Here is a 25,154-nt window from a genome sequence, read left to right as displayed (position 1 = left end):
TGTTGCGCAAATCAGCTGATGATCGCACTTGCCCTTTCCCCGGACACTCTTATCCCGCGGCCACGGTCATCGGGATACCGAGTGCCGTGAAGCGGTTGAGGACCGCCGCGCGGATCTGGACCTCTGCCACTTGGCGGTCAAAGTCCCGCGACATCAACCGCTGGCCGAGCAGCTTCACGCAGTTCATTTTTGTTTCGACCCTGCTGCGGCGGTGATACCCGCTCCAGTTCCGCCAGAGCGCCCGGCCCAAGTGCTTCGATGCTCGCAGGATCTCGTTGCGCGCGCGGGCTCCGGCTGTGTCCGGCTTCCATGGCCTGGCATTCCGTCTCGGCGGGATGATAGCTGCAGCATCGCGCGCGGCGATGGCGTCGTGGCAGGCGCGGGTGTCATAGGCACCGTCGGCGGTGACGGTGGCGATCTCCTCCTCCGCCGGGATCTGGGCAAGCAGGTCCGGCAGCATCGGCGCATCGCCGACATTGCTGGACGTGACCTCGACGGCCCGGATTTCCAATGTTTCCTCGTCGACTCCGAGGTGGATCTTGCGCCACACGCGCCGTTTCGAGCCGCCATGCTTGCGCGTATGCCACTCACCTTCACCTTCCACCTTGATGCCGGTGCTGTCCACGAGCAGGTGCAGCTGCCCCTTCGAGCCGCGATACGGAATGATCACGTTCAAGGTTTTCTGGCGGCGTGACAGAGTGCTAAAGTCCGGCACGGACCAGTCGAGCCCAGACAGTTCGAGCAGGCTCGCCACGAAACCGGTCGCTTGGCGGAGCGGCAGCCCGAGGAGGATCTTGAGGGTGAGGCAGGCCTGGATCGCCGCGTCGCTATAGGCCTGCTGACGGCCGCGACGCCCCGACGGAATGGCTTCCCACTGCATCGAGGGATCGAACCAAACGGTCAGTGATCCCCGCTGCCTCAGCGCCTGATTGTAGCTTTGCCAGTTGGTGGTCTTGTAGGTCGTCTTCGGAGGTCTGCTCATGCTGCCCAGCTAGCATGCCGGATTCACAACATGAATCCTCCCGGATTTGCGCAACAACGCCCTATCTTGCAACATCAGAACATGGCCAGCTGCATGCCCGACGGCGTCATCTCTTCACGGAAAATCAGGCTCTCCGGGTCCAGATCGAACTCGTAGTCGAGCTCCGCTTCGAACGCCGCACTGTCGATCTCAACGTCGTCGACACCAGTGGTCCGGAGGAACTCCTCGCGTGTCGCGAAGACGTACATCGTCGTCAGAGACCCATCTGCTTCACGCGCCGGGGTAATCGTAGAGAGCTGCTGGGCGGTCGCGAAGGCCTCCGGAAGCGAGGTTCCCTCGAGAATGACGGTGTCCGCGACTTCCTCTCCGCATTCGATCTCCACCCGCGTCACGCGCCAGGTCTCGGCGCCGGCAGAGATGGAGCCCACCTCCTCACCACTCCAGACTTCGTTGGTGATCGACAGACGATGGCCCTCCTCAGTCTTGCTGAATTCGAGCTCGCCGTTGGGGTGCTGCAGAAGGCTGTAGCCTTTCCGGGCCGCCGCCTCGTAGACCGCTACCGGGCACATGGACGAGACAACGCGGTCCTCGCCGGTCATCTTCATGTGCTCCCGCTCGAGAATGAACTCGTCGGCGACGTCTTTCATCCAGGAGCCCACCCGCCCAGCGCAGACCATGCGAGGCGCCGTGCCATCTTCCGGCAGGAATACGAGGGCTTGGGAGACGAACTCTGTCCCCTCCTCCTCGTCGCCGAAGTGCATACCCACCAGGCGCAGCTCTCCGAACTCGTCTGCCAGAATTTTCCGGTGTCGCCTGAACTGGCTTGCATCCAGGTTGCTCTCCGATGTGAGCTCTTCAATATTCATTTTCAGAATGTCTCCTTAAAATCACTTCGCAAGTTGCCGGCCGGCCGCATGCGTCAACTACATTTCCATCGCTGGTTGGCTGTCCGTCGCGGCAGCGGGATCAGAAAGGACCATCAGGGCGCCGAGCTTCGCATCGGCCATGATGACGACCGGCCGTCCTTCGAGATCTGACATCTGGATGAGGCAGTCTTCCTCGCTCCCAGCTCCGCAGAGGTCGGTTGAAATCATGAAGTTCGTCAGCTCACGGTCGATCGCCTCGGCAGCAGCCGCGGGCGCTTCTCCGCTCTGTGCGGCCACCTCTTCGATCACTGATTTCAATGCCCATGGTGAGGGCTGCAGCTCCGCGCTGGGCGCAGGGAGGTTCTCAATCCGGTACCCATCGCCGTGCTTGAAAACGCCCCAGCGTGCGAGCGCATCCTGCACCGCGAGGCTGGTGATCTGCTGTTCATCGAACCATGGGAGAACATCCTGAATTTGCGCGATGCGATCATCTTCCCTCGGGACCGGCCCAGCAAAGGCCGATACCGCATCATGACCGTAGCGGCGCTCGATCTCTGCCTTTGCCGTCATCGTTGTGAAGCCGAGATCCACCGCGGACGCGACCTCGAGCAGAGCTTCATCGAAGGACACATCCTGAAATTTACCGGACATCCGATGCTCCACGGCTCCGTAGACCGCGGCACCGCTGACGATGCCGCAGAACAATGCTCCCTTGCCCAGCGCCCAGCCCAGTCGAGCCATCGGCGTCGGCGCCCCTTCCGGGCGGTCTGCTGACATGACGGTGAATGAGATCACCGCCACGTCGAAAAATCTGAGAAGTCGATCGACGACCTCGGAACCTGGAAATTTCACCATTGGGGGCCTCCTGAGGCCCAAGGTGCGCGAGGTGACGCAAGGAAAGACCTGCGTCAGTCAACGTGCACCCTATCGCAATGATGGAAGTCACCCCTGATCGTCCGTGCTCGCCACAGGTGCCAGTCCGACTTCAGGACCAGTCCAGAAAGGGATCGACATGTCGAAGTGGCGGTCTGCATCCTTGGGGCGCTCCCAGAACGTCACGGCAAAGCCGTAGTACCCATCCGAGACCGCAAAGCAGTCTTCGGGTACGATCACGCCTTCATGGGGTCCCTCTGGAATGACCTGTCCAGCTTCGACGTACTTGGCCAGTTCGTCGTCCGACATATTCTCACGCTCCAGCATCCCCACGTAGTGAAGGCGAGCGGAAATATGGTTCTTGAAGCATGGCTCCAGGGGCTGGTTGCGCGCGATTTCGACCCAGACAGCACCTGGCGAGCGGGACGCCACCGCCAGATATGTCACCATTCCGGACGTTCCTGCAACTACCGCTGCCGCGGCAAAGACGCTCGCCCAAAACACAATTTTACTGGTACACTTGGTCATAGGAGATGTGCTTGCTTGCCTTTATTCTTTGTCGGTCGTGCCGAGGGGTTCAACGTCCACCATCCCAGCTGCTTTCTGCTGCAGCGCTTGGCTCTTCGCAACTTCGACCCTGCTTCGCCCATCGGGAGCGGCATTTGACATACTGAGCGTAGTCTTCACAATAATAATGAAGCCGAGCGCCAGAGCCACGTAAATTAGCAGCATTCCTGTGACCAGCGCCAACTTCAGAACTTTGTTGGAATTCCACTGCACGAGTTCAGCTTGACCTTCTCTCATCATTATTCCGCTTCCTTGTCTTTATTCTTTGCCGAGAGCTTCCGAGATGCGCTTACTCCCAAGAGGATCACTGCTGACGATCCCAGCCGCCTTCTGATAGCGATATTGTTTCAGCGCGCCCCACATCTCTTGCATGTACCAGACAGCTCGATCCGCTTTGAAGCTCTCCGCTCGCCGCTGAATGCTGCTGTCGACAGCCATGGCGGCCACTTCGCTCGGTGATAAGTTCACACCCTTCCCAAGCTTGGCAGCTTCCATGATCCGGTTGTAAGGGTCAGGCGTCAGCTTTATTGAGAGCCTCCTTGTGGGTGCATCTTCGCGAACAACACGCAGGCGCGGTTGATCGAATGAACCAGAGCCTCCGCCTCCTCGCGGCTTTTTCCCGGAATGCTTACGCCCGAGGCAGGGTCGTAGGCGCTGAACCAATTCGCTTCCCCATTGGAGGTTTTCGACAGGTGGAAGGGGCCTTCTTGTTCTTCAGCCATAGAACGCTCTATTGCTCGAGGCGCCACGACGCCGTTGTGGTCAGGAAACGCCGCAGATGATCTGTTCGGCCGCTTCTGCGGGTGTCACCTGCTCGGCACCGCAAGGCATCGTCGACAGGAAGCCATCAAGCCGCTTGCTGATGGCGCAGACGCCGTTCGCGTCGATCTTGCCGTCGAGGTGGTCGCGTACTTGGTTGACGACAGAAGCTTTGAAGGATTGCTGTTCAGGCATGGCAGTTCTCTCTTTGCGTATCCTCAGTCAACAACATGGAAAAAGAACAGTCAACACTTTATTCATCAATCCGGCAGCGCCCCAATGGATAGATTGAGTTTGCCCGATGCCAAGCCTCTGCAATCTAGCGATCGAAGGAGAGGCTGCATGCTTGAGTGTACGGAAGAGGTCATCAACCCGTCTGAAGACGACCTGGAACTCATAGCCGAGTTGGCGGAAGCCATTCGCGCGTACCTGAAAACCCAGTGGGTGTTGAGAAGATCGCTGCCCGGGGCGTGGCAGCACTGGCGCCTGGATGATCTCGATGAGACCTCACCCCTTCCGGCCATCCTGTCGACGAGCCTCTGCAGAGAAAGCTCACTGCTCGGCCTGGAGGCTTTCAACGAAGCCGGACTTGAAGGCTGGCGGACTTATGCGGGCGCCTTTCTCTTCGACCCGGATGACGACATCCCATCAGACGTGTGGGATACCGAACTCACCGGAGCCGCTGAGCGCGACAAAGATCGGGTGGCTCACACCTGGCTCGTAAACTCTGAACTCGGGATCCGGCTCGACCTTATGGTTGACCAGTTCGGTCTGATCGAAGGCCCCCTGGTTGAGCCGGTCCACTATGAAGGGCGATACATTGGCAACGGGCACTCTCCGAACATCGACTGGATGGATGACCCGGCCATCGAATGTGCCGTCAAGCAGTGGGCGTACGACCCAAAGTTCGATGCTCTCGTTGAGAGGCTGAAGGAGATCATCATGCGACCTGCTGCGCCTGTGCCCGGCTGAGCATGATCGCCATTTGCCGATTGCCGCACCCCGTGCATCTTCCGGCCATCAGCAGGAAGCCCAATATGACCGATCCCGACGACGACATTGCCCGAACTCTGAAAATCGCGGAGACCCTGCGTGCTCACTTGGCACCGCTCTGGCAGGCTTACTGGGATCAGTGGAATGGACTGCACCCACTCCCATCAATTCTGTCGACGCATCTCTGCCGGGAGAGTTCCCATGCTGCCCTGAGAGCACTGGAGGCAGCCGGTCATGAAGGCTGGCAGGTACAAGCCGGCGCGGTCTCCTTGTTCAACTATGTCGATGTCCCTCTCGACGTCACTAACCTGGATGGCGCCAACGAGGATGACAGCATCGAAGAGGCCGCACACACTTGGCTTGTGAATGAAGCCTTGGGCATTCGCCTAGACCTCACGGCCGACCAGTTCGGCCAGGTCGACACTGTTGTCATTGAACCCCTCGACGCTGGAGAAGATTACATTGACCTTTTGGACGAGGTCGATTGGATGGACGACCCAGACATCTCCGATGTGGTGGATCAGTGGACAACCGGCCCTTCCTACGATGAGACGGTAGAGGTCCTGAAATCGCTCACCCCGGCTCAAATGGTCTCGCTCGCACTCTGAAAATTTTCAGAGATCTTCCCTGCGACATGCGCTGGGCGATATAGAAGTTGAGATCTCTCAAGTACGGGCAGCGCCATGGCAAAGCACAGGATTTACACGACGAGCTTCTCGTCAGTCTACCCGCTCTACATTGCGAAGGCTGAGCGGAAAGGGCGGACCAAGCAGGAAGTCGACCAGATCATCCGCTGGCTCACTGGTTACTCGCAAGTAGACCTCGAGGGCATTCTGATGGGTGTGACCGACTTCGAAACCTTCTTTGCCGAGGCACCCGCGATGCAACCGGCGAGGGCGAACATCAAAGGCGTCGTCTGTGGTGTCCGGGTGGAAAACATCGAGGAGCCGACAATGCGTGAGATCCGGTACCTCGACAAGCTCATCGACGAACTCGCCAAGGGGAAGGCCATGGAGAAGATTCTCCGGGCACCGTAGCGGCTCCTATCGAGAGCGACAGAATGCGCTCAATCTCCCTGCCGGACTTCGTGTGAAGGTTCCCAGGCTAGAGCCCAGAGTTTGCGGGCGCCAAGAGTCTCATCAACAGGCCATTCACCGCCTATATATGCCGAAGTTGCGCCACAAGGGGTCACATGTAGCCTACTCTATGACTACCCTAGGAAAAGCCCGAGGTTTGGGCTTCTGGCGCCATCCGCCGATGATATTGCACGTGCTGTGGCCCGAAAGGACAAGCAGGTTCTTCAGCCCTCCCCGGCAATGGCTGCCAATCAATTAGGCTTGTCTACCCAAGTGCCCTCCATTCCGACCTACATGACAGACGGGCCCACCCGCACGAAGACGGTCGGGCAGCAGGTGATCCAGTTCCGAAACGCTTCTCCGAAAACATTGGTTGGGGCTGGGTCGAAGACAGGCATGGTCTTTCAAGCGCTGCGCTATCTCGGCAAAGATCGCGTGGACGATCAAGTCATTGGCAAGATCGCCCGGGCGCTGGACGCCAAGTATCGAGCACAGCTTGCAAAGCAAAGCACACAGGTCCCCGCCTGGATGCATCCGGTAATCGGACAGATCGTAGCCCACGCCTGAGCATGGATCAGTTCGCAATGACCTCAATGGTCGAGCATCGAATGAATAACGGGGAACCCCCAAAAAAATCGGCACCCGGAGTCTCCCCCGGGTGCCCTCGTACTGAAAAAGAAAAGGGCCGGTCACTCACTACCGCCTCCCCCCTGAATGCAAGGCATAGCCTCAAAATAAAGGCCAGCTGCGACCACCAGGAGATCAATCTCCAATCTTACTCGATGCGCACGCAACTTCAGTAAGGTCAAGCTACACGAAATCGAACCAATTTCAGCCTCATTCTCAGAATGAGAAGTTTGATTCGCACTAAGTCCCTATCAGATCGCCATATATTTTTTTGTTATGTGAGTTTGCATACACTCATAGGTAGACCCCAGAGGTATGACTGAAATGCTGGCGAGAATGAGTGTCTTCTACCCGATAGAATCACACTCATTTGTCTTTCAATACGTTACAAATGCGGAATATTCTCTGATCCAGGCCCCACCCACCCCAGAACGTGTGGGTATCCGGCTGTCTCGCACATTATGAAGTGTGTGCCCCGGAAAAATGGCCCACTTTTTACATCCCACATGACCGAATGCGCCTCATCGATGCGTGGAGGCTCCAGCTTGCTCAGCATCCGGCCGAACGCCTTGGGAGGAACCTGGGCTTCCCGTCCGCGGTTCTGGGCGTAGATCGTGTCGAGCTCCGGCTCGATGTAGACGATGCACGTGTGGGCTCCGTAGTCCCGGAACAGGGAGAGGAGCTCTGCGCGCTTCTGGCGGGTCAGGTTCGTGGCATTCCAGACAAAGTCCTCACCCGCGCGCAGATGCTCCCGAGCCCGCTCCTTGGCAGCCTGAAGAACCACGCCTTGGTTTGCCTCCGGGGAGATACCCATCTCTGCACGGAGATCGTCAAGGCTGACCTTGTCCCAGTTTTCGCAGTGCTGACTGATCCAGGTGTCCTTCCCGGCCCCCGGCAGCCCACACATCAGGATCACAAATGAGCGGAAGGTCTCATGCGCTTCGAACCCGAGGTATCGATCGTGCTTCTCGAGATACTCGATGCGGGTCGTGTCGTTCGGGAAGTCCCGCGGCACACCAAGGCATTCGGACTCTGAAAACAGCATTTCTGCGAGATCGATATTCTCGAGAACGCGCTGGGCGTCCTGGCAAATCCGGCCGTGGATGTCGTGCCGTGCATGAAGGCAGAGGTCAGCCGTATTGCAGGTGAGCGAGATCTCGATCGCCTTCTTCTCGGGGTCGTCCCGCTCGAGGAGCCAGAATGGTGCCTGGTGATGCTCCATCAGACCGCAAACTTCCTCACGCCAGCGGAACGGGGCCCCAACTTCCATCAGGAAACGGCGAGCAAAGTACACACCGGCGCGCGAGTGACCCCGGGAGGAGATGCGGCCGTATTCATCGAAGACAGTGGTTGCCGGCTTGCCGACATCGTGCAGCACTGCGGTCCAGAAGAGCATCTCTCGCCGGTTTTCAGGAAGTCCGCGCCAGGCGTCATCTGCGACCAGGCTTTCGACGACCATCTTGGTGTGCGTGAGGACATCCCCCTCCGCGTGGTGCAGAGGAGACTGCTCGGTCGAGCGCATGGCAGCGAACTCATCGGTAAGAATGGCCTCAATACCACTCCAGTCGATCGCATAGTTGTTGCCGGCTGACGGGGCCAGCGCGCGCAGGTGTTGGAAGCTCGGTCTCATGTCTTGGATATCCTGAATTCTGGACGAGCCTACATCTATCCTTTGAAGAAGTCGAGCCTGGCTGGCCTTATCCGGCCATCTTTGCGATCAGCGCGCCCCAGGTTGCACACCAGATCGCAAGAAATCCGCACGCCGCAAGTGAGAAAGACGCCAGTGATCGTGCATCTACAGGGCGGGTGATCACATCAATGGGCGTTTGGGTGCTCATGGTCGTTATCCTCTTCTCGACAGTCTCGAGAGTACTCGAACCTTATTAATCTTAAATTAAGGGCGCCAGTTGCAAAAGGGCGCACACTTTCTTCGCGTTGAATAAGGAAAGAAGATATGAACGACGACGTCACGGCACACGAGACCGCGCAGGAAAACACCGAGCGCTTGGGGGAACTCTTCGAGATGCTGCGTGAGGTGCGCGAGAAGGGCCTGATCTACTGGGAGCCGAACACATCCCGCGGGGCCGACAACCTTCGTGAGATGCTCGCCGGCATCGACAGGTTCATGGTCGCAGCCGTCCACGATGTCCCCGAGGCAATCGAGAAGACCACCGAGCTTCTTCGTGATGCGCGGGACAAAGGGCTGATCTATTGGGAGCCCAATACGGACCGCGGCGCCGAAAGGAAGGCTGACATGGTGGCTCGGATCGACGCACTGATCGATCCTGCGCCGGCGCCTGGCCCGAGGATGTGAGGCTGCCAATGTCCGACAAAAAGACCCCCGCTCAAACCCACGAGGCGATGATCGACTGCTGTCATGGCCTCAGGGACTCCGAAGTCCTTGAGATGGCGCTCACAGGCCATGGTGTGACTCTGAATTCACTCCTGCATCGCCTTGACCGCCACATCGCAGAAGAGGGCGCCGAGCCGACCGACTATCGCCTGAATGAGATCACCGACACCCTGATGGAGGCGCACGAGGTGCTCGAGTTCTGGGAGCCAGAAGAGCAGTCTATGGAAGCCACGCTGCGCCATATGGCCATCTTCCTGATCGAGACCTCCAACAAGCCTGCGTTCAGGCCACAACTGGCACTGGCCCCCGCAATGTAGGGGCCGGCATCATTTTCAGAATTTAATCTCGGGCTCCGCATCCCTTGCGGCCGCACGCTCACGATCCCGCTCCATCTCGGCAAGAGCCTCTTCCCGCGTGCGAGGTTTGCACTGAATGAGCGCTGGGCCTCCTTCTTCAAGGGCGTCGAGAAGGTGTTGGAGGAAAGGCAGACGGTCTTCAAAGGAGTCGATCCCGTACTCATTGGTTTCCTTACGGTTGCTTGTGATGATCCTGACGGTCTGCCTGATGATCTTCTCACACAATTCCCGCGTCACTCCCGGTGCCCAGCGCGTATAGCCCAGGGCCCGATCAAGGTCCCCGCGTACGCTTATCGGCTTATGGCCCACCTGCAGACGCATGTCCGCGATCTTCTGAAAAATGTCTGCGCGAACCTCATTGCGTATATCGTTGCTCTCATCCATGGTGAACTCGGCAAGCGTCTTCAGACGCGGCAGGAAGAAGTCACCATCGCCTTTGTCCGCGATCCCCTTCGCCAGATGGTGAAGAGCACTTGCTCTCTGCTCATCGTTGTCCGCCACCTCAAAGGCCCGCATGTAGGCCGGCTCAGCCATGACGTAGTCATCCTTCACCTTCTTGGCCTCAGCCTGGAGCAGTGCGAACTCGAACTTCTGGTCGGGTCCGTCCCCCAATAGCTTGGTGATCACCTAGATGCGGGCGAGTGCAGGCGCAACGACCGGGACCGGCTCTTTGATCTCTCCATTCAGGGTATAGCTATCGAGGATGACGAAGCGGCCGGACTTCTTGCGCACGATCGATACGTGGGTACCAACGTTGAGAATGCCGCCGATTTTCATCGTTAAACGCACATTCCAGAAGCCGTGTCCCAGGTTTACAAGCCTGCGTGTCATCTCCTCATCTCCCTCCCCACAGCCGCTTTTTCGAACGCTGCTACCTCAATGAGATAGAGCTCAACGCTCTTTGGACGACTTTCCGAGTGTCCTTGGAGCGAAACCTTGGGATCGCGACATCGGTTCCGTGCGCCCCTGCTCACTGGTAGTTCGGCGAATATTTGCCTGCTGGTTTGCCCGGTGGCATGAGAACGCTACCTCGAAACGTGAGCGTGTTTCACCGCCACTCACGGGACCGCTCTGGAGAGAGCGCCCATATTTGTTAAGGAGCTCTCTCCTTTAGCTCTCGCGTCCGCTGCGTCGTAACGTGCAATCTCGACGCTTCACATCAGATTGAAACCGGGCGCCGGAGCAATGTGCTATCTCTTTGCTCAAGGGCGGCGCTGCATCCCCCAGATGATCGTGGCTTCCGCGATTTCAGCGTCCCCTCGAAGCGCGCTCATAACTCTCTTGCTGGGCGCGCTTCACAGGAATGGGCTGAACCTCTTACGAAACGGCATCCTTGCTCGCTGACTCTTGTCGAGATACCCGCGGCCCCGAGCTTACTACACCACTCCGGAACGGCTCAGAGGGGCCTCGCACCACTAGATCCCCAACGGTGCGTGCCCCTCTCTTAGCTTCTCGGCGGGGCATCAGAGCTCTTCGGGGAGTATGCCCTGACTCGCTGCTTGGCGCGTTCATATACATCCCGCCTGAGTGAGATCAGAACTCTCCCTCCCGGCAAGCGTTGCTTACGGAACACCTTTCGTTGCCGTTCCCGTCCTGATTGCGCTCTGAAAAATACCATTTCTGCCCATGCCTTGTATTCGCCTTCGTTGTGGACGAAGGTAGCCCACCAATGTGAAGACAGCTTAAGGACGTCAACGTCACCTGACGCACTTCTGACACTTGGCAGAAACTCAGAGCTTGTTTTATCTTCAGAGGTAAGGAGGCACCGCATCAGCAAAGTCAGGGGGCTATCTCTTGGATACTGCAAATGACGCGCAATGGGCTGGCATAGCCGGCGTAGGTAACTACACATGGTGGATCGAAGAGGACACGCTCGAGTGGAGTTCCGGGCTTCTCGCACTCTACGGTCGGACATCTCCACCTGAAAATATCGCTGAGTTCGTGGAGCTCATTCATCCCGAAGACCGACCGCGCATCCACGAAGAGCTTGAGAGCGTGCTCGCGTCCGATCGCGACTACCAGTCCGAATTCAGAATCCTTATTCCCAATGGCCAAGAGCGCACCGTTCTCGACCGCGGCGTGGTCCTACGGGACACGACAGGTAAGCCAGTCGCCGTAAAAGGCCTCGAGACCGACACGACTTTCGCTGGACGCCTTGAGCGCCCTCAGTCTGCTGACAACGACGCATTCAGGGCACTCGAGATGCGGATCACGAGGACCGATGCGGTCCTCAAGGCAGTCTTCGATGCGGCGCCTGTCGGCCTGGGCGTTTGGGATCGAGACTTCCGCTTCGTGCACATCAACCGGAAGCTCGCCGAGATGAACGGGCTGCCGGCCGAAGCTCACATCGGGCGCACTGTTCAAGAGTTGCTACCCGATTTGGATGATCACGCGGGTATCCGCGAGATTTGGACGCAGGTCTTGGAGACTGGCGAGCCCAAGTCTGACATCGAAGTCAGTGGAACAACTCCAGCGAACCCAGGCATGACACGCCATTGGCGAGAACAGTTCTTTCCGGTTACGTCCGCCGATGGCGTTATCGGTGTGGCGGCGATCGCAGAGGATGTGACCGAGAGCAGGCGGGCTACTCAGCAGATCGACACGCTTTTGCGAGAGCTGAACCACCGCTCGAAGAACATGCTCACCTTGATCAGCGCGATCGCGCGTCAAACTGCGCGTAGCCATCCCGACGACTTTCTCGAACATTTTCAGGGTCGGCTATCTGCCATGGCTGCCGCCCAGGACTTGTTGCTGACCGGAACAGCTGGCGTTGTCGACATGGAAGAGCTCATGCACTCCCAGCTTCGCCCGGTCATCGAGGCGGCCGAAGCCCGTGTCAGCCTCGCCGGCGATGGCCAAGTCACAGTCCCCGCGTCTAAAGCGCAGACCCTTGGGCTGGCGTTGCATGAGCTGGCAACCAACGCCATGAAGTACGGATCACTATCTGAAGAAGGTGGCGAACTCGCGGTGTCCTGGAGCCTGGCCCTAGACGGAACGGTCACAGTGGAGTGGAAGGAGCGGCTCGGTCCGATCGTATCCCCGCCGAAGGCGAAAGGGTTCGGTACAAAGCTCATCGAGACGATGGTGCCCAGTCTGGTCGACGGCAACGCTGTCACCAACTACGATCCCGAAGGTCTCAGCTGGACCTTGACCTTCAACGCTGCTTCGACAGGCCAGAGTCATTCTTGATTTTTAAGCCCGGGAACGCCGCTAGGAGGCCTATTCGCAGTAGGTCTGAATATAGCTGCTGAGTTCGTCGAACACTGATTGCCCAACCAGCTCTGGGATCGAGAAGGTCGCTTCACTGAGCGACGACCGATGATGCACCTCGCCCCCGCAGAGGGAGAACGTCTCCGACGTGAGGCTGGAGATGTCTGGGCGCCCCGAGAGAATGAATTCGGTAGAGTCTCCGACAACATGCGCAGATAGCTTCCCGACGCTACGCAGGTTGATATCCGCGGTTTCACTCTTCAGATCGCCGGAAGCCTCACAAGTCCCCATAGCTTGAAACACATAGGACAGTTTGCACTCATTGATCGTCACCATCGATACAGACGACTTGCCACGCGTCGTCAGGCTTCGGCCAATCTTTGTAGAAGCGAGGTAGTCAGCACCGAAGTCATCCGCAAGAGCCGGCGCCATCATGAAGGAAAAAATTGCCGAGATAGCGAAGGCTCTATACATGTGTAACCCCCGAACACTTTATTATTGTCATTGAGTGCTGCTACTTCGCGTCACCCAAAGAGTCAAAGGCGAACTCGGGTCTCGCCATGCAACCAATGGTGTTCGTGGCGTGAGGGCGACATTCTATGACAATTTACTCAGCGGCAGCTTCGACAAGGTTCTCCGGAGAAGCATGGCCGGTCCCGATCGTGTTGCTGATCTCGCAGATCATACGCTCGAGGAACCACTCAGTAAAATGCTCGAGGTAGCGCAGGGATAGATTTCCGCGGCCGTCACGGTCGCCTTGGCGCGGAGTGTCCGCCAGCGCCATCTCCTCATGATAGCTCCGGTGCTCATTGTGGGCCTCCGAGAGCGCATAGGAGATCGACCACGGGTTCTGATCGGACAACCCTGCTCGCAAGATCATCGCGTGCGTCATCAGGCGCGCCACGCGTCCATTGCCGTCCTGGAATGGATGGATGTAGCTAAAACGGTGGTGAGCGGCCGGGAGCGCCAGGACGCGACCTGTGGCGCCGGCAGCCAGTCCCCGGTACCGTCTCTGAAAATGATCCATGAAGGCGCCAACGCGGTCCGGAGATGGGGGAACGTGCTGACCCACACTGACATGGGTGTCTCTGAAATTTCCCGGCACGACCTCCCTGCCCTCGAGATGTCGCATCGATCGCGGCATCCCCTCATAGAGGCGCCGGTGGATTTCACGCAGGAACGCAACATCCGTCGGGACAGGAAGCAGACCTTGATCGTGTAGGCCGTCGAGCCAGGTCTCCACTTTGATGTGCGCCAGTGCTGCCTGGGCGAGGTCTGCTTCTTCCCCATCGAGGGGCTCTCCGCTCAGCGCGCGGGAAATCAGGAAAATCGGGACGTCGATCCCCTCGAGCTTAAGAGAGAAGTGGGCGTTCATCACGCGGACTTCATGGCGTTCATGGTGGATTTCCGTCACGGTCCGACGGCCGCGACCCTCGCGCTGCAGCTTGAGTGCCAGTTCCACGGCAAGCCGCAGTCTCGCAGGAATGTTCTCCTCGATCCCACACGGCTCCAGCCGACCTGGTGTCTCGCTCATTGCTCTCCGCCCTCGTCGTCGCGCCCCTGAACATAGGGCAACTCGTTTTCGATCGTCTGAACGTCACCTCCTCGTCACAAGAAGGTAGCGGAGGCATGGGGTGTCTTCAACGCGAAGGTGAGAGCTCTCACAGCGATCAGGCAACAATCAGCCCTTCATCATTGGCGACCATATACTTCGATGCTACCAAGACTTCACATCATTCTCTGCCCGGGGAGACCGCCCCCTTCGAGGCCCCAAAATATGACTACCGTCAGACCTCAGATTTCAGAAAGGCCGCGGATCACGGCGATCGCGGATCTCCATCTCGACCTGTGGGAGCAGGACGGGAAAGACCCTCTGAGGCAACTGCATCCTGATCTCTGGACTTCCGACATCATCGTTCTGGCTGGCGACATCTCAAATCACGGCGCCAAGAAATGGCGGAGGCTGATACCGCGTGTTCTCGAGCATGTCGATCCCGCCAAGGTCTATGTCCTGCCAGGCAACCATGACTACTACGGTCATCACCTGGATCGCGAAGACAAGCTGCAGGCTGCGTGCGACGAGCTCGGGTGCCACTTCGCCCAACAGAAAGAGGTCCGCATCGATAACCGGGCTCGTGTATTGATGTGCACGCTGTGGACTAACTTTGAACTCGGCGGCGGCCACCTCGGAATTAACATGCATACCGCCCGGAGCCGTATGAACGACTACCGGGCAATCCGGCTGAGCTGCGATGGCTACCGCAGGATTCAGACTGCCGACCTCAGAGCACTCCACAAGCGGCACCTCAGATGGCTCGAGAGCAAGCTCGAGGACGGCTTTGACGGCGACACCACTATCGTAACCCATCATGCGCCACATCCGAATGCCATCCCGCATCCGGATAGCGATCTCGCCGGCGCCTACGCGTCTGACCTCAGCTGGCTCATGGACCGCCATCGTCCTCGGCGCTGGCTATATGGCCACACGCACACATCCGCAGCCTTCAAGATCTCCGGCTGCGAGGTCTCGAATGTCTCCGTGGGCTATCCAGGCGAACGCGATCTCGCGAACGATCCGCTCCAGCTCGTCTTCGAACTCTAGCCGCAACCTGGTTGCCGAGCCGAGGAAAGTCGGGGAGCGCGACGACATGATAGCTTGGAAGGAAGGGGGTTCATCATGCCTCCCGCAAGGAGACCTCCGTCAAAGTGGCTCCACCATCACGCTCTCTCGCCACAACAGAGTGTCGCGCTCATTTGAACGGTAGCATCCCTCAAAGCTCTCTGCACGCCGCGTTGCAGCGAGGCTTCAACACCACACCAGCTGGAGCCTGAGACGAAAACCGTTGACACATTCGGTGTTCAGCATGACGGTAATGGCATGCTGAAATTTTCTCAGCACCCGTTCTTTTAGTTATTGTGAGGAATCCATTGTGTCTGACGTGCCGCTAGTCGTCCGCCCATCACTCTCCGAAGACATGTCACGCAGCGCGGCCGAAGCTGTCCGATTTCTCAAGGTCGTAGCACATGAGCGGCGTCTGATGATCTTGTGCCATCTTTGCTGCGGAGAGAAATCTGTAGGGGAACTCACGGGGTGTGTCGGCACACCGCAAGCAACGACCAGCCAAATGCTTGCGGTGCTCCGCGAACAAGGTCTCGTAAACGCAAGACGTGATGGGCAGAGGGTTTTCTACAGTCTCGTGTCAGGAGATGCCAGAGACCTCATTGGACTTCTTTACAAGCTGAATTGCGGAAATCAACAGTCCACCGCAGACCTCTGAAAGCACGATCCCCAGGCCGGCGTCTTGAGCTTTGGATCAACCAGAAGGTCGAACTTGCCATTACAGTTCCCCCTCACCCTGAAAAAACTGTGGACCAGGTCACGATGACCTGCAGCGAAGGCAGATCAAACTGCACGGAAGTCAACATACTTTGCCCGCAAGTCAGCGTATCTTAGGACAGGTTGCCTTTTTTTGATACTTATCCTGACATCCGCGATACCTATCTTGTTTCTTGCGATACCTAACTCAATATTTTCCTTACGCCTGAATTTTTCATGGCCAAAGACTCCCCCTCGGAGAGGAGTTTTCAGAGTTTTCTTGGTGAGGAATAGATTCAGAGTTTGTTTTCCTGGTGGCCAAAGCTGAGGGCGCCTGCATTGGCCACCCAGCGCCTCACCCTCCGATGGGCCGGAGGCCGCCGCCGACGGCTGCAACAGCCGGGCATGGCCCAGCAGAAATCGGTCCAGGGTGGTGCACCCTCGGATGCGTCCTCGAGCGTGTCAGAACGCCGAAGAGGGCTGGTAGGGCGCTGGGCAGATCGTGTTGAGGACTTCCCTGTGAGAGCCCCTTATTTTTATGGAGATGCCACCGATGTGTAAGACTTTTCGAGGAAAGAGTAAGAAAAATATTGAAATCAGACCATCCACTGTCAGGCGTCCGCACCCTCGTGTGACCTTTCCAATATTTTTGTTACTTAATTAACCATCCGCGATACTTAGTTAGGAAGTAATGGGGAGAGACCTCAAAAAATAGATTTTTAGAAGCCCACTGGATAAACCCAGTTTTCCATCTCCCCTCAAAAGGGTTCCAGCACATCGTGCGGCCCTTTCCATGACAGAAGTCATTCCAAGACCCAAAACGATTTCACCCCCAAGGAGCCCAGACGATGTCTGACCACCAGGACAGGGACAGGCCCCAGTCCCACCGCCCAAAGGACGCACACGGCAAAGCCCAGCAGGCCCCCGCCGCCGCCAGCGCCAAAGGCACCACACCCAAGCCCAAGCTTGGCGGCCTCACCCTCCGGCCGGCCCGGAAGGCCCCGCCCTCCTCCAATGTTGACACCTCCCGGCCCGCCGCCGCCAGGCCCCCAACATCTTCCAATGTTGACACCTCACAGGCACACCCTGACGGCCGCACCTCAGGCTCCGCCAATGTTGACACCAAGGCGCCAGGTCGCCCCTCCGCCAATGTTGACACGTCGGCAGCCAAACACTCCGCCCCGTCAGGCTCCGACGGACCCAATGTTGACACCTCTCGCGCTGGGCGTGCGGCCCCGGCTGCAAATAATCGTGCGGCCTCCTCTCCATCGGCCAAACCCAAGGCCCCGTCCCCGGGAGTTCAGAGACCTGTCCTCTCGAGCCTGACGTTCCCTGGCAATTCCCCGCAGGCCGGCCCCAAAGGCAAAGCCTCGATCGACCCCTCAAAACCACCCGGTCCGGACCCCGAGATCGTGGCACGGGTGAAGGCCTCGAAGAGGAAACTCCAGGACGAGAACAAGGAACTCGACCAGAACGTCGGCGCTAAGCCCTCCCTGAAGTCACCCAGCGCACTGGCCCGGGAGAACACCACCGTCTCGAAGACGACGTCCTCTCAGTATCTCAACCGCGGCCGCATGCTGATCAATCGCTACAAGCGCCAGCAGGGCATCGAGCAGGACTACGATGATTTTTCCGCAAAGGAATTCGTGGCCTGGCTGATCTCCACCAAGCCGGAGCTGAAGTCGTCGACCTGGCGGGTCTACCGGCAGGCCGCCTACTACACGCTTATGGGTAAGCCTGATCCGGACATCGATGTCGCTCTCTATATGCTCGACAAGGACATCGTCGAAGGAGATGAGACCTCTGGAAAGCGCACCGGTAAAGATGACCGCCTGGCAAAGAAGACCTCTTCGATGAAGGAGAAGAAGTTCCCCAAGGCGGACCTGGACATGGTCTTCGCGTACCTGCAGTACAAATCGCGCTCCAAGATGGCGCCGGTTCTCCGGGACTGGCTCGAGGCGACCGTACATACTGGGCTGAGACCGATCGAATGGCGGGCGACAGCTTTTCAGACTTACCGGGACCCTAACACCGGACGGAACTACAGCTGGCTCTATGTGCTGAACGCAAAGGCGACGAACGCCCGCGGCAATGGCGTGGTCCGAACTCTGGATCTTTCAGATCTTCCGACCTCGATCCTGGCAGCAATCAAACGCATGTCCGAGCGAGGCCTCGAGTGGCAGGAGGCCGGCCGGTTCGACAACACCAAGTCTCAGGTCAGCCAGCTGCTCTATGCCGTCGGAGAAGATATCTTCCCGCGCCGCAAGAAGCACTTCTCACTCTACAGCTGCAGGCACCAGTTTGTGGCCAATATGAAGTCCGTGCTCGAGCCGGCTGAGGTCTCAGCCCTGTCCGGACATGTGGTCACTAAGACAGCACGGGAGTCTTACGGCAGGGCGCAATCTGCATGGAACCTTGAGGACATCGGACCACACGCGCGACCGATCCCCGAGGAGGTGGCCACGGTTCAGCAATCGGCTGACTTCTATGAAGATCGCATCGAGAACCTGAAATTGGCCGGCGTCCTGCATGGGAACACGAACTCTGAATTTCCGAGTTGAGACAGGCTCTGCGAACGCAGGCTCACTGCGGGTAAAAGAAGAAGATGCGCCGAACCACCGGCGCCTCGTTGTTCAGAAGATATCGTCCCTGAACTCTTCAGCACGATGTCGCCAAGGGTTGTTGTAGTACCACGCCCGAATGTTTGTTCCCGTGCCGCTCTTGCTTAGCTCGAAGCGAAGATATGTCACGGGCGCAAGCGGGTTCCCTTCCATTTTGACCTCCAGGTCGGCCCCTTCTTCCATCCCGTAGAAGTCGCTCCTGACCCGTAGTCCACCACTCCAGAGAAAATCGCCCCCGCTGAGGTTCTTCTCGGCATGGTCTTTGTAGGCCTTGTAGACTTCTTGTATTGGCTGGTTCACAGTCCAAGAAATCGGTGGATACTTATCCACCTCTTTGAGGTCTTGGCCCGTCTTCGTCGCACAAGATGTCAACGTGAACGTCAAGAAAAGTGCAATCAAAATTCTGGTCATTTCGATCTCTTCGGTTCTTCCATCCTTTTACGAGTACAGCTTGCGCTCGGATTTTGACATCCTCCTATTTCTCACCGACTGACAAGAGATCCACGATGGAAGCTTGATGTCGGACACTGATCCGCGTCCCGTAACGGAGCGATCGACTGACCCCGAGCAGAACTTGCCATTGATCAGCCACCGCCTTTTCAGTTTTATGTCCTCGATATCGTCCAACTGGAGAAAGCCCTTGAGCATCTACGATCCCTTGTGTGAACGCTTGTCGTCGCTGCCTGTCACTACGGTGAGGATGAGCTTCAGAGACATCGAAGAGATCATCGGTAGGGGTCTCCCTCCGAGCTCAAGGAAATACCCAGCCTGGTGGGGAAACAACGATCAGGGCGGGAAAAGGCACTCAACTGCTTGGCTTAACGCTGGATGGCGAACGGAAGATCTCGCTTTGGAGATGGAAGAAGTCAGCTTCGTTCGGGTGAATGAGCCGAGCTCTCCCACTATCTTCAGCACCGGGATTGCGATCTCACTGACCGCTGACTGGGTTCCCAGCGGAGATGTCACGCTTTCGCAGGAAAGGAAACTGGTTTTTCCGGAAGCGCCAAAAGAGGCGGGGGTCTATCGCTTCCGCCTTACAGGTGAGGAAAAGTCGCGCTGCTATATCGGAGAGAGCGCGAACTTACGCGGGCGTTTCGGCTTCTATAGAAGCCCAGGGTCGACACAGGCAACCAATATCCGCCTGAACACATTGATGATCGAGCATCTTGAAGATGAAGGTTTAATCGGGCTCGATCTCATCACCCATCTCGGCGCACTGGTGGAAGGTAGCGTCAGGAAACAGGGAAGCCTAAGCGACAAGGCCGTCCGCAGATTACTCGAACAGGCAGCCATCGTAGCGGACGACGCCACGGAAATAGAGTCCCTCAATCGATGATCGAAAGTAGGGGTTCGGCCTCTGACACGTGATCACCTCCGCGGGAGCGGGCCAATGGCAGCAGCCGTCCCTCCCCCCTCCTCGACTTGCATCCCTCTGCCATTTCTTGGCATACGGCCGACTTCCAACTCCCAGCGGCGGACCGCAGACCAATATGCCACAGACCGACCTGTTGAAGACCGATTGCTCGAAGTGCTCTGCGCTCTGCTGCATTGCTCTCGCCTTCGACAAAGGAGACGACTTCGCGTTCGACAAGAACCCTGGTGAGCCGTGCCCTAACCTCTCAGCTCATAAATGCACGATCCACGACAAGCTGAGCCAGGAAGGCTTCTCAGGTTGCGTAGCCTATGATTGCCTCGGCGCCGGCAACCGTGTCGTGCAGGAGGTCTTCGCCGGCCGGTCCTGGCAGAAGGACCCTCGACTTACGCGCCCGATGATGGAAGCCTTCGCAGGCATGCGTGAGGTCCACAAGCGGATCGATATGTTGCGTGCCGCGGAGACCTTCCCGTTGAGCCCGCGCGAACATCAAACACGTCGGGAATTCCTCGATCGCCTCGAGCAACATCACTGGAGCGGGGCCGAGCTCAACGACTTCGAAGTGGGCCTGGGCCTGGAGATCGACATTTTCTTCCACGGGATCAGAAAGTACGCGCCCATAGATCTCTGACTTCACTCCCACGCCTCCCACAATACGCAACGAGGACTGCGAAAAGTCTAAGGACGTCAGAACGTCGCTGAATTTACAGATGCCCATCGCAGATGGCCGAGTGCGCGTAGCGTGTCACTTTCTCCCAATGCTGATTTCATCACTGACGAGACCTTCGATCCAGTCCTCCTTCTGCAAGCGCTCGAGGACCCTTTTTATTTTCTGTCGCGTGCGTCTGGACCTGACCTGCGATGCTTCCACTTCGACCGGGGTAACGCGCCCATTCTGGATTTCGAAAGACCTGTGAGCTGCAATGAGCCCTCTGGCCTGATTGGTAGCCGCCACGGCAATGATCCGGAAGTGGTCGAAGTCCTCTGCCTTGTGGTTGAGCTGCCGTTCCGCTCGCGAAAAGATATCCTGAAAGCTACCTACGTCGACATGGCCACCACTTTGAACGGGCCCATGCGCAGAGCTGGCATCTGCGGAGCCAGTGTCCTCAGGGTCTGCACTAGGTTGAAAGCCTATGCGGTCGGTCACACTCATCGATAGGTTGGTGCCGTTCTGTTCCAGCTCAGCTATAACCTCGACCAGGAAGGCGGGTTCTGAACTCATGTTGGAGACGATGCACCTGGCTCGAGATGTTTTCCCCCCGGCCATAGTGATCAACAAGCTCGCTCGGGTTTGCCGGAGGTAGCTCATCAAGAAAACCTGCAGGTAGAAGATCCAGATGATCGCGGTCGCAATGCTCACGATCACTTGGATTGTCCCGGAGTTTTCCTCCACCCACCCCCACATCCTTGGCCTCCGTGTTGCCGCTTCCATAGACCCGAACGTTTACCACTTTTCGGTGTTCCGAAGCGTGGTATGGCCGGCAAGTGTCCGCTTGTTTGCGAGTTCAGCGATGACCGAAGAGCGGTGGCCACCTCAGTTCGCTAGCGACTATGCCTCCTTCAAGCGTGAGCTCCGATATTCCTGCCGGGCCCGACCCATCTCTTTCTCTCCCAAGAAGGTTCTTAGTGTCCATTGGAACTGAACGCACCAAATTTTCTCAGTCCGACTTATTAGCGAGCAGTGCTTGCTCTAAAGCGGCTATCCGATCTTTCGTCAGGGAGACCGGAGCCGGATATCGAACGTCGGGTATACCTTTTCGAAGGACACTGCGTATGTCAAAGGCTTGGGCTTGGCGGTAGCTGGCGAGATCGTCCCACCGCACTGGCACGGCGATGGGCGCCCCTGGACGGGCTCGCAGCGAGTAAGGGGCTATGGCGGTTGCGCCACGTTCGTTGCGTAGCCAATCAATGAAAATCCGACCCGTCCGACGGGCCTTCGACATGCTTGCAACGAACCTTTTCGGCTCCTGCTCTGCAAGCATCGTCGCGAACACGCGCGAATACAATTTCACGGTATCCCATGCTGCCACGCGGCGAAGAGGAACGACCACGTGCACGCCCTTACCGCCTGAGAGAAGCGGCCACGACGGGAGGCCGAGTTCCTCTAGCCTGCCCCGGATATCAAAGGCTGCCGAGGTCACAGCGCTGAAGTCCAGTGCCTCGTCCGGATCGAGATCGAACACCATGCGATCTGGGTGCTCCAAGCTATCGCGCCGGCTTCCCCAGATGTGAAATTCAAGCGTGCCCATCTGCGCCGCGGCAACCAAGCCTGCAGTGTCGGATACATACATGTAGGTCGCGTCTCGGCCCGCGGCCTCTTCAATTGGCAGCGTCTTGATCTGGTTTGGGAAGCCCTTGCCCGCATGTTTCTGAAAGAAGCGCTCACCCTTGAGACCCTCGGGCATACGTAGGAGCGAGAGAGGACGATCGGCTACGAAAGGCAGGATGCGCTCCGAGATCGCAGCGTAGTATTCAGCGACCTCGCCCTTTGACACCTCCGCTCCAGGGTAAACCATTCGTCCGGCGCTGCTAACCCGCACCCCTGCAACGTTTAACTCGCCATCCTCGCTCGGACGATCATTGTCGAGCTGGACTTCCCTGGCAGGCTTGTCTTCCCTCAGACCAATGTATCGCGAGTGCCGTAGTAGCCCCTTCGAGGTCCGCTCGGCATATTGCACTTCGGCAACCAGACGAGGCGTTATCCATTGCGCACCCTTGGTCTCCCTGTCATCAACTTCCGCTGCCGGCGTCTTGCGAGCGAGCGGCCGCATCGCGACCATGAGTGCCTCCATCTCCTCATTGTCGAACCCGGTCCCGACCTTACCGACATACCGGAGTCCGCCCTCCTCCCCAGTTCCAAGAAGAAGCGACGAGAAAGGACGCCCACGCTTCTTGCTCTCCTTCCACCCAATGACGACGAACTCATCCCTTCGTTCGCATTTCGTCTTGAGCCAAGCCTGCGTTCGCGTCCCGCGATAGGGGGCATCCTTCAGCTTCGAAATAAGACCTTCGCCTCCCGCTGCGCAAATATCTCTGAAAACGCGCCCCGGTTCCCTATCTATGATCGGCGAGAGCTGCGCGGGCCCGAGCGGAGGCAGTTCCCGCCAGATGCCTTCAAGTGCAATCCGGCGATCCGCAAGTGGGAGGTCTGTCAGGTTCCGGTCGTCCAGCTCGAGCAAGTCGAAGGCATAGAAGCGGTAAGGGCCGCCAAATTTCAGAGCCTTTTGCAGCGCGGAGAACCCCTGTAGGCCCGCGCCAGCCACGATTTCACCGTCGATCAGTGCGCTGTCACAGGCAACGTCGTCAAACGCAGGGACCAGACTTTCGAACCGCCCAGTCCAGTCGTTACCCCCGCGGGTGTAAATGCGAGTGCCACCTTTTCCGAGTGCCACCATACCGCGGTAGCCATCGAACTTGAGCTCATGCCACCAGGCGTCGTCCTCTGGCAAATCATCTCGCAGAGTTGCCAATTGCGGCTTGCGAAATCTCGGACGCTTCCCCTCGTGCGATGAAGGCGATTCAATATCCCTTGAGATTTCTGCCATGGTTCTGCGGCTGGACACGCTTCGTCGATACCGCGCGACAGGATCCCGGCGCCCTGCAGCCTCGTCTTCGTCCTTCGTAAGAAGCCAGTTTTCTCGCTTTTCCTGGGTCTTCATACGCAGAAGATGCCACGCTCCGGACAGCCGGACGCCATGCAGACGGAATTTCAGATGCCCTTTCCTGAGCCCCGCTGAGATCGGAGCGAGGGGCTCCCAATGTCCTATGTCCCATAGCATCACGGTTCCGGCGCCATAGTTTCCTGGCGGGATAGTTCCCTCGAAATCGAGATATGAGATCGGATGGTCTTCCGTGCGTACAGCCAGGCGCTTATCACTTGGCTGCAGAGAGGGTCCTCGAGTCACGGCCCAGCTGAGAAGGACGCCGTCATGCTCAAGCCTCAGGTCGAAATGGGTCCGGGTGGCAGCATGTTTCTGGATACTGTAGCGCAGGGCGAGCGCGGGAGAGTGGTAACCCAACGAGGGTTCTGGCGTGTTGCTGAAATCTCGGCGCTCAAGATACCGCTCCAGCCCTCCCATCTCAGGCCGACTTCTTTGAGCTGGAGCCGCGCTTGGACGGGGTGCGTTTATTCGTAGACTTTGTGCGCGAGCCAGACTTGTCGCGGTCCAGACTTTGCTTAAGAGCCGACATGAGATCGATGACGTTGCCCTCATCCGAACCGCCCGTCCGGTCACCCCCAGTCTTTGCGCGGGGTGTCGACTTGCTGCGCCGCTTGCGTTCGATCAGATCACGCAAGCCAGCGTCATAGCGGTCTTCGAACGCGGCGGCATTGAAAGCGTCAGTTTTTCGGTCGATGAGCTCCATGGCGACCGAGAGGAGTTCTTTGTCGGCTGGATCGTCTTCGATACCGGAAAAAAGTGGATCGGCCTCCCGAATTTCATCTGCATAGTGCAGTGTCTCGAGCAACAGTCCGTCACCACAAGGCTTCAAGGCACACAGGTGCTCCTTCCCCCGCATTGTGAGTTGCCCGAGCCCTACCTTTTCGGACTGCCGTAGCGCATCCCGAACGACCCGGTAGGCATCTTCGGCCAGATCGTCTGTGGGCACGACGTAATAGGGCTTGTCGAAGTAGAGCGGCGGGATCTCGGTGGCGCCGACGAACTGCACGAGCTCCAAGGTCTTCTTGGTTTCGAGCTTAATGGCGTCGATTTCCTCTGGCTGCAGCAAGAGATATTCGTTGTCCCCGTACTCATAGCCTTTGAGAATATCTTCCTTCTTGATGGGGCCGACACCAGCCACAGTCTTTTCATATCGAACCGGCTTGCCGCTGGGCCCATGGATTTGGCGAAAGCTCACCCGAGCTCCAGACTTTGTAGCCGAGTGAATCTCCACTGGAATTGAAACCAACGAAAGCCGAAGTTGCCCTTTCCAGACTGCGCGCGAGGCCATGGGTCGCTCCTTGTGATGACATCCAACAACCTAAAGACATTTATCAACGCGGAAACGACCAAATTGGTTCTACCCTTTGTCGTCGACGCGTCTCACGCGGCGCATCCCCGCCGAAAAAACTCGCGAACGTCATGAGGCCGACGACCAAGCGATCGATCAGCGAAGCTAGCAGATCGACCCGGCCGGCCACCACCGCACTGGCCTGAATGAAAACGCAAAAGGGTCCATGATGC

At 58.0% G+C, this 25,154-nt stretch carries 30 protein-coding genes; 12 read left to right on the top strand and 18 right to left on the bottom strand.

Translation table 11 applies throughout. The annotated features are described in order from the left end of the window. Positions 1 to 49: 49 nt before the first annotated feature. From G0D83_RS10970 to G0D83_RS10935, 8 genes are all read right to left on the bottom strand, one after another. Positions 50 to 982 (bottom strand): IS5 family transposase, encoded by a 933-nt coding sequence (locus G0D83_RS10970; protein ID WP_038149006.1) that lies wholly within the window; start codon positions 980 to 982, stop codon positions 50 to 52. Between the two features lie 74 nt (positions 983 to 1,056). Then, the gene (locus G0D83_RS10965; protein ID WP_164193333.1) at positions 1,057 to 1,848 is read right to left on the bottom strand and encodes a hypothetical protein; all 792 of its coding nucleotides are present in this window, start codon (positions 1,846 to 1,848) and stop codon (positions 1,057 to 1,059) included. A gap of 57 nt (positions 1,849 to 1,905) precedes the next feature. Next, positions 1,906 to 2,703 carry a hypothetical protein gene (locus G0D83_RS10960; protein ID WP_164193330.1) on the bottom strand — a complete coding sequence of 266 codons (798 nt, stop codon included), beginning with the start codon at positions 2,701 to 2,703 and terminating at the stop codon, positions 1,906 to 1,908. 87 nt (positions 2,704 to 2,790) lie between these two features. Then, the gene (locus G0D83_RS10955; protein WP_164193327.1) at positions 2,791 to 3,171 is read right to left on the bottom strand and encodes a hypothetical protein; all 381 of its coding nucleotides are present in this window, start codon (positions 3,169 to 3,171) and stop codon (positions 2,791 to 2,793) included. A gap of 99 nt (positions 3,172 to 3,270) precedes the next feature. After that, positions 3,271 to 3,528, bottom strand: coding sequence for a hypothetical protein (locus G0D83_RS10950; RefSeq protein WP_164193323.1), 258 nt, complete (start codon positions 3,526 to 3,528; stop codon positions 3,271 to 3,273). An 18-nt stretch (positions 3,529 to 3,546) separates the two neighbouring features. Further along, positions 3,547 to 3,783 (bottom strand): hypothetical protein, encoded by a 237-nt coding sequence (locus tag G0D83_RS10945; RefSeq protein WP_164193320.1) that lies wholly within the window; start codon positions 3,781 to 3,783, stop codon positions 3,547 to 3,549. Positions 3,784 to 3,812: 29 nt separating this feature from the next. Then, complete coding sequence (locus G0D83_RS10940) at positions 3,813 to 4,010, bottom strand: hypothetical protein (RefSeq protein WP_164193316.1); 198 nt, start codon at positions 4,008 to 4,010, stop codon at positions 3,813 to 3,815. A 40-nt stretch (positions 4,011 to 4,050) separates the two neighbouring features. Next, positions 4,051 to 4,242, bottom strand: a complete 192-nt coding sequence (locus G0D83_RS10935) for a hypothetical protein (RefSeq protein WP_164193312.1) — start codon at positions 4,240 to 4,242, stop codon at positions 4,051 to 4,053. A gap of 147 nt (positions 4,243 to 4,389) precedes the next feature. On the opposite strand from G0D83_RS10935, the gene G0D83_RS10930 reads away from it, so the two are divergent. From G0D83_RS10930 to G0D83_RS10915, 4 genes are all read left to right on the top strand, one after another. After that, entirely contained in the window at positions 4,390 to 5,019 is a 630-nt protein-coding gene (locus G0D83_RS10930) for a hypothetical protein (protein WP_164193308.1), read from the top strand. A gap of 65 nt (positions 5,020 to 5,084) precedes the next feature. Continuing rightward, on the top strand, positions 5,085 to 5,648 hold the full coding sequence (locus G0D83_RS10925; RefSeq protein ID WP_164193305.1) for a hypothetical protein: 564 nt from the start codon (positions 5,085 to 5,087) through the stop codon (positions 5,646 to 5,648). Positions 5,649 to 5,723: 75 nt separating this feature from the next. Further along, positions 5,724 to 6,077, top strand: a complete 354-nt coding sequence (locus tag G0D83_RS10920) for a DUF2200 domain-containing protein (RefSeq protein WP_164193302.1) — start codon at positions 5,724 to 5,726, stop codon at positions 6,075 to 6,077. Between the two features lie 81 nt (positions 6,078 to 6,158). Beyond that, on the top strand, positions 6,159 to 6,683 hold the full coding sequence (locus G0D83_RS10915) for a DUF6088 family protein (RefSeq protein WP_235958049.1): 525 nt from the start codon (positions 6,159 to 6,161) through the stop codon (positions 6,681 to 6,683). 445 nt (positions 6,684 to 7,128) lie between these two features. On the opposite strand, the gene G0D83_RS10910 is transcribed toward G0D83_RS10915, so the two are convergent. Together G0D83_RS10910 and G0D83_RS10905 are read right to left on the bottom strand one after the other, a co-directional pair. Further along, positions 7,129 to 8,373 (bottom strand): AAA family ATPase, encoded by a 1,245-nt coding sequence (locus G0D83_RS10910; protein ID WP_164193296.1) that lies wholly within the window; start codon positions 8,371 to 8,373, stop codon positions 7,129 to 7,131. A 67-nt stretch (positions 8,374 to 8,440) separates the two neighbouring features. Beyond that, on the bottom strand, positions 8,441 to 8,581 hold the full coding sequence (locus tag G0D83_RS10905) for a hypothetical protein (RefSeq protein WP_164193292.1): 141 nt from the start codon (positions 8,579 to 8,581) through the stop codon (positions 8,441 to 8,443). A 116-nt stretch (positions 8,582 to 8,697) separates the two neighbouring features. On the opposite strand from G0D83_RS10905, the gene G0D83_RS10900 reads away from it, so the two are divergent. After that, positions 8,698 to 9,057, top strand: a complete 360-nt coding sequence (locus G0D83_RS10900) for a hypothetical protein (RefSeq protein WP_164193289.1) — start codon at positions 8,698 to 8,700, stop codon at positions 9,055 to 9,057. An 8-nt stretch (positions 9,058 to 9,065) separates the two neighbouring features. Then, complete coding sequence (locus G0D83_RS10895) at positions 9,066 to 9,413, top strand: hypothetical protein (protein ID WP_164193286.1); 348 nt, start codon at positions 9,066 to 9,068, stop codon at positions 9,411 to 9,413. A 15-nt stretch (positions 9,414 to 9,428) separates the two neighbouring features. On the opposite strand, the gene G0D83_RS10890 is transcribed toward G0D83_RS10895, so the two are convergent. Both G0D83_RS10890 and G0D83_RS10885 read right to left on the bottom strand, forming a co-directional pair. Next, positions 9,429 to 10,079 carry a hypothetical protein gene (locus tag G0D83_RS10890; RefSeq protein ID WP_164193282.1) on the bottom strand — a complete coding sequence of 217 codons (651 nt, stop codon included), beginning with the start codon at positions 10,077 to 10,079 and terminating at the stop codon, positions 9,429 to 9,431. Continuing rightward, complete coding sequence (locus tag G0D83_RS10885) at positions 10,080 to 10,283, bottom strand: hypothetical protein (RefSeq protein WP_164193278.1); 204 nt, start codon at positions 10,281 to 10,283, stop codon at positions 10,080 to 10,082. It abuts the gene before it with no gap. A gap of 963 nt (positions 10,284 to 11,246) precedes the next feature. Here G0D83_RS10885 and G0D83_RS10880 point away from each other — a divergent pair. Next, a complete protein-coding gene (locus G0D83_RS10880) occupies positions 11,247 to 12,641 on the top strand; it encodes a sensor histidine kinase (protein ID WP_164193274.1) in 1,395 nt (464 codons plus the stop codon). 30 nt (positions 12,642 to 12,671) lie between these two features. Here G0D83_RS10880 and G0D83_RS10875 read toward each other — a convergent pair whose 3' ends face one another. Beyond that, the gene (locus G0D83_RS10875; RefSeq protein ID WP_164193271.1) at positions 12,672 to 13,136 is read right to left on the bottom strand and encodes a hypothetical protein; all 465 of its coding nucleotides are present in this window, start codon (positions 13,134 to 13,136) and stop codon (positions 12,672 to 12,674) included. Between the two features lie 133 nt (positions 13,137 to 13,269). Continuing rightward, positions 13,270 to 14,196: a Fic family protein gene (locus G0D83_RS10870; protein WP_164193266.1), complete on the bottom strand. Its 927-nt coding sequence runs from the start codon at positions 14,194 to 14,196 to the stop codon at positions 13,270 to 13,272. A 243-nt stretch (positions 14,197 to 14,439) separates the two neighbouring features. On the opposite strand from G0D83_RS10870, the gene G0D83_RS10865 reads away from it, so the two are divergent. From G0D83_RS10865 to G0D83_RS10855, 3 genes are all read left to right on the top strand, one after another. Then, positions 14,440 to 15,264 carry a metallophosphoesterase gene (locus G0D83_RS10865; protein ID WP_164193263.1) on the top strand — a complete coding sequence of 275 codons (825 nt, stop codon included), beginning with the start codon at positions 14,440 to 14,442 and terminating at the stop codon, positions 15,262 to 15,264. 373 nt (positions 15,265 to 15,637) lie between these two features. Then, positions 15,638 to 15,940, top strand: a complete 303-nt coding sequence (locus G0D83_RS10860) for a helix-turn-helix transcriptional regulator (protein WP_164193629.1) — start codon at positions 15,638 to 15,640, stop codon at positions 15,938 to 15,940. Positions 15,941 to 17,390: 1,450 nt separating this feature from the next. Further along, a complete protein-coding gene (locus G0D83_RS10855; RefSeq protein WP_164193260.1) occupies positions 17,391 to 18,539 on the top strand; it encodes a hypothetical protein in 1,149 nt (382 codons plus the stop codon). A 72-nt stretch (positions 18,540 to 18,611) separates the two neighbouring features. Here the strand turns inward: G0D83_RS10855 and G0D83_RS10850 are convergent, their stop codons facing one another. Then, entirely contained in the window at positions 18,612 to 19,010 is a 399-nt protein-coding gene (locus G0D83_RS10850; RefSeq protein ID WP_164193256.1) for a hypothetical protein, read from the bottom strand. 229 nt (positions 19,011 to 19,239) lie between these two features. On the opposite strand from G0D83_RS10850, the gene G0D83_RS10845 reads away from it, so the two are divergent. Both G0D83_RS10845 and G0D83_RS10840 read left to right on the top strand, forming a co-directional pair. After that, the gene (locus G0D83_RS10845) at positions 19,240 to 19,935 is read left to right on the top strand and encodes a hypothetical protein (RefSeq protein WP_164193252.1); all 696 of its coding nucleotides are present in this window, start codon (positions 19,240 to 19,242) and stop codon (positions 19,933 to 19,935) included. A gap of 154 nt (positions 19,936 to 20,089) precedes the next feature. After that, positions 20,090 to 20,602 carry a hypothetical protein gene (locus tag G0D83_RS10840; RefSeq protein WP_164193247.1) on the top strand — a complete coding sequence of 171 codons (513 nt, stop codon included), beginning with the start codon at positions 20,090 to 20,092 and terminating at the stop codon, positions 20,600 to 20,602. A 114-nt stretch (positions 20,603 to 20,716) separates the two neighbouring features. On the opposite strand, the gene G0D83_RS10835 is transcribed toward G0D83_RS10840, so the two are convergent. The 3 genes from G0D83_RS10835 to G0D83_RS10825 form a co-directional block, all read right to left on the bottom strand. Then, entirely contained in the window at positions 20,717 to 21,337 is a 621-nt protein-coding gene (locus G0D83_RS10835; RefSeq protein ID WP_164193243.1) for a hypothetical protein, read from the bottom strand. A 292-nt stretch (positions 21,338 to 21,629) separates the two neighbouring features. Beyond that, on the bottom strand, positions 21,630 to 24,050 hold the full coding sequence (gene ligD, locus G0D83_RS10830; RefSeq protein ID WP_164193240.1) for a DNA ligase D: 2,421 nt from the start codon (positions 24,048 to 24,050) through the stop codon (positions 21,630 to 21,632). A gap of 1 nt (position 24,051) precedes the next feature. Beyond that, positions 24,052 to 24,921 carry a Ku protein gene (locus G0D83_RS10825; protein WP_164193237.1) on the bottom strand — a complete coding sequence of 290 codons (870 nt, stop codon included), beginning with the start codon at positions 24,919 to 24,921 and terminating at the stop codon, positions 24,052 to 24,054. Positions 24,922 to 25,154: the final 233 nt, after the last annotated feature.

The organism is Salipiger sp. PrR003, assembly GCF_010500785.1.
Taxonomy (GTDB): Bacteria; Pseudomonadota; Alphaproteobacteria; order Rhodobacterales; family Rhodobacteraceae; genus Salipiger; species Salipiger pacificus_A.
This window is presented reverse-complemented; position numbering and strand designations above follow the sequence as displayed.

Excerpts from the sequence above, each read along its gene's own strand:
- G0D83_RS10970 (WP_038149006.1), bottom strand. The coding sequence starts at position 982 with ATGAGCAGACCTCCGAAGACGACCTACAAGACCACCAACTGGCAAAGC.
- G0D83_RS10965 (WP_164193333.1), bottom strand. The coding sequence starts at position 1,848 with ATGAATATTGAAGAGCTCACATCGGAGAGCAACCTGGATGCAAGCCAG.
- G0D83_RS10960 (WP_164193330.1), bottom strand. The coding sequence starts at position 2,703 with ATGGTGAAATTTCCAGGTTCCGAGGTCGTCGATCGACTTCTCAGATTT.
- G0D83_RS10955 (WP_164193327.1), bottom strand. The coding sequence starts at position 3,171 with ATGGTGACATATCTGGCGGTGGCGTCCCGCTCGCCAGGTGCTGTCTGG.
- G0D83_RS10950 (WP_164193323.1), bottom strand. The coding sequence starts at position 3,528 with ATGATGAGAGAAGGTCAAGCTGAACTCGTGCAGTGGAATTCCAACAAA.
- G0D83_RS10945 (WP_164193320.1), bottom strand. The coding sequence starts at position 3,783 with ATGGAAGCTGCCAAGCTTGGGAAGGGTGTGAACTTATCACCGAGCGAA.
- G0D83_RS10940 (WP_164193316.1), bottom strand. The coding sequence starts at position 4,010 with ATGGCTGAAGAACAAGAAGGCCCCTTCCACCTGTCGAAAACCTCCAAT.
- G0D83_RS10935 (WP_164193312.1), bottom strand. The coding sequence starts at position 4,242 with ATGCCTGAACAGCAATCCTTCAAAGCTTCTGTCGTCAACCAAGTACGC.
- G0D83_RS10930 (WP_164193308.1), top strand. The coding sequence starts at position 4,390 with ATGCTTGAGTGTACGGAAGAGGTCATCAACCCGTCTGAAGACGACCTG.
- G0D83_RS10925 (WP_164193305.1), top strand. The coding sequence starts at position 5,085 with ATGACCGATCCCGACGACGACATTGCCCGAACTCTGAAAATCGCGGAG.
- G0D83_RS10920 (WP_164193302.1), top strand. The coding sequence starts at position 5,724 with ATGGCAAAGCACAGGATTTACACGACGAGCTTCTCGTCAGTCTACCCG.
- G0D83_RS10910 (WP_164193296.1), bottom strand. The coding sequence starts at position 8,373 with ATGAGACCGAGCTTCCAACACCTGCGCGCGCTGGCCCCGTCAGCCGGC.
- G0D83_RS10905 (WP_164193292.1), bottom strand. The coding sequence starts at position 8,581 with ATGAGCACCCAAACGCCCATTGATGTGATCACCCGCCCTGTAGATGCA.
- G0D83_RS10900 (WP_164193289.1), top strand. The coding sequence starts at position 8,698 with ATGAACGACGACGTCACGGCACACGAGACCGCGCAGGAAAACACCGAG.
- G0D83_RS10895 (WP_164193286.1), top strand. The coding sequence starts at position 9,066 with ATGTCCGACAAAAAGACCCCCGCTCAAACCCACGAGGCGATGATCGAC.
- G0D83_RS10885 (WP_164193278.1), bottom strand. The coding sequence starts at position 10,283 with ATGACACGCAGGCTTGTAAACCTGGGACACGGCTTCTGGAATGTGCGT.
- G0D83_RS10875 (WP_164193271.1), bottom strand. The coding sequence starts at position 13,136 with ATGTATAGAGCCTTCGCTATCTCGGCAATTTTTTCCTTCATGATGGCG.
- G0D83_RS10870 (WP_164193266.1), bottom strand. The coding sequence starts at position 14,196 with ATGAGCGAGACACCAGGTCGGCTGGAGCCGTGTGGGATCGAGGAGAAC.
- G0D83_RS10865 (WP_164193263.1), top strand. The coding sequence starts at position 14,440 with ATGACTACCGTCAGACCTCAGATTTCAGAAAGGCCGCGGATCACGGCG.
- G0D83_RS10860 (WP_164193629.1), top strand. The coding sequence starts at position 15,638 with ATGTCACGCAGCGCGGCCGAAGCTGTCCGATTTCTCAAGGTCGTAGCA.
- G0D83_RS10850 (WP_164193256.1), bottom strand. The coding sequence starts at position 19,010 with ATGACCAGAATTTTGATTGCACTTTTCTTGACGTTCACGTTGACATCT.
- G0D83_RS10840 (WP_164193247.1), top strand. The coding sequence starts at position 20,090 with ATGCCACAGACCGACCTGTTGAAGACCGATTGCTCGAAGTGCTCTGCG.
- ligD (WP_164193240.1), bottom strand. The coding sequence starts at position 24,050 with ATGGGAGGGCTGGAGCGGTATCTTGAGCGCCGAGATTTCAGCAACACG.
- G0D83_RS10825 (WP_164193237.1), bottom strand. The coding sequence starts at position 24,921 with ATGGCCTCGCGCGCAGTCTGGAAAGGGCAACTTCGGCTTTCGTTGGTT.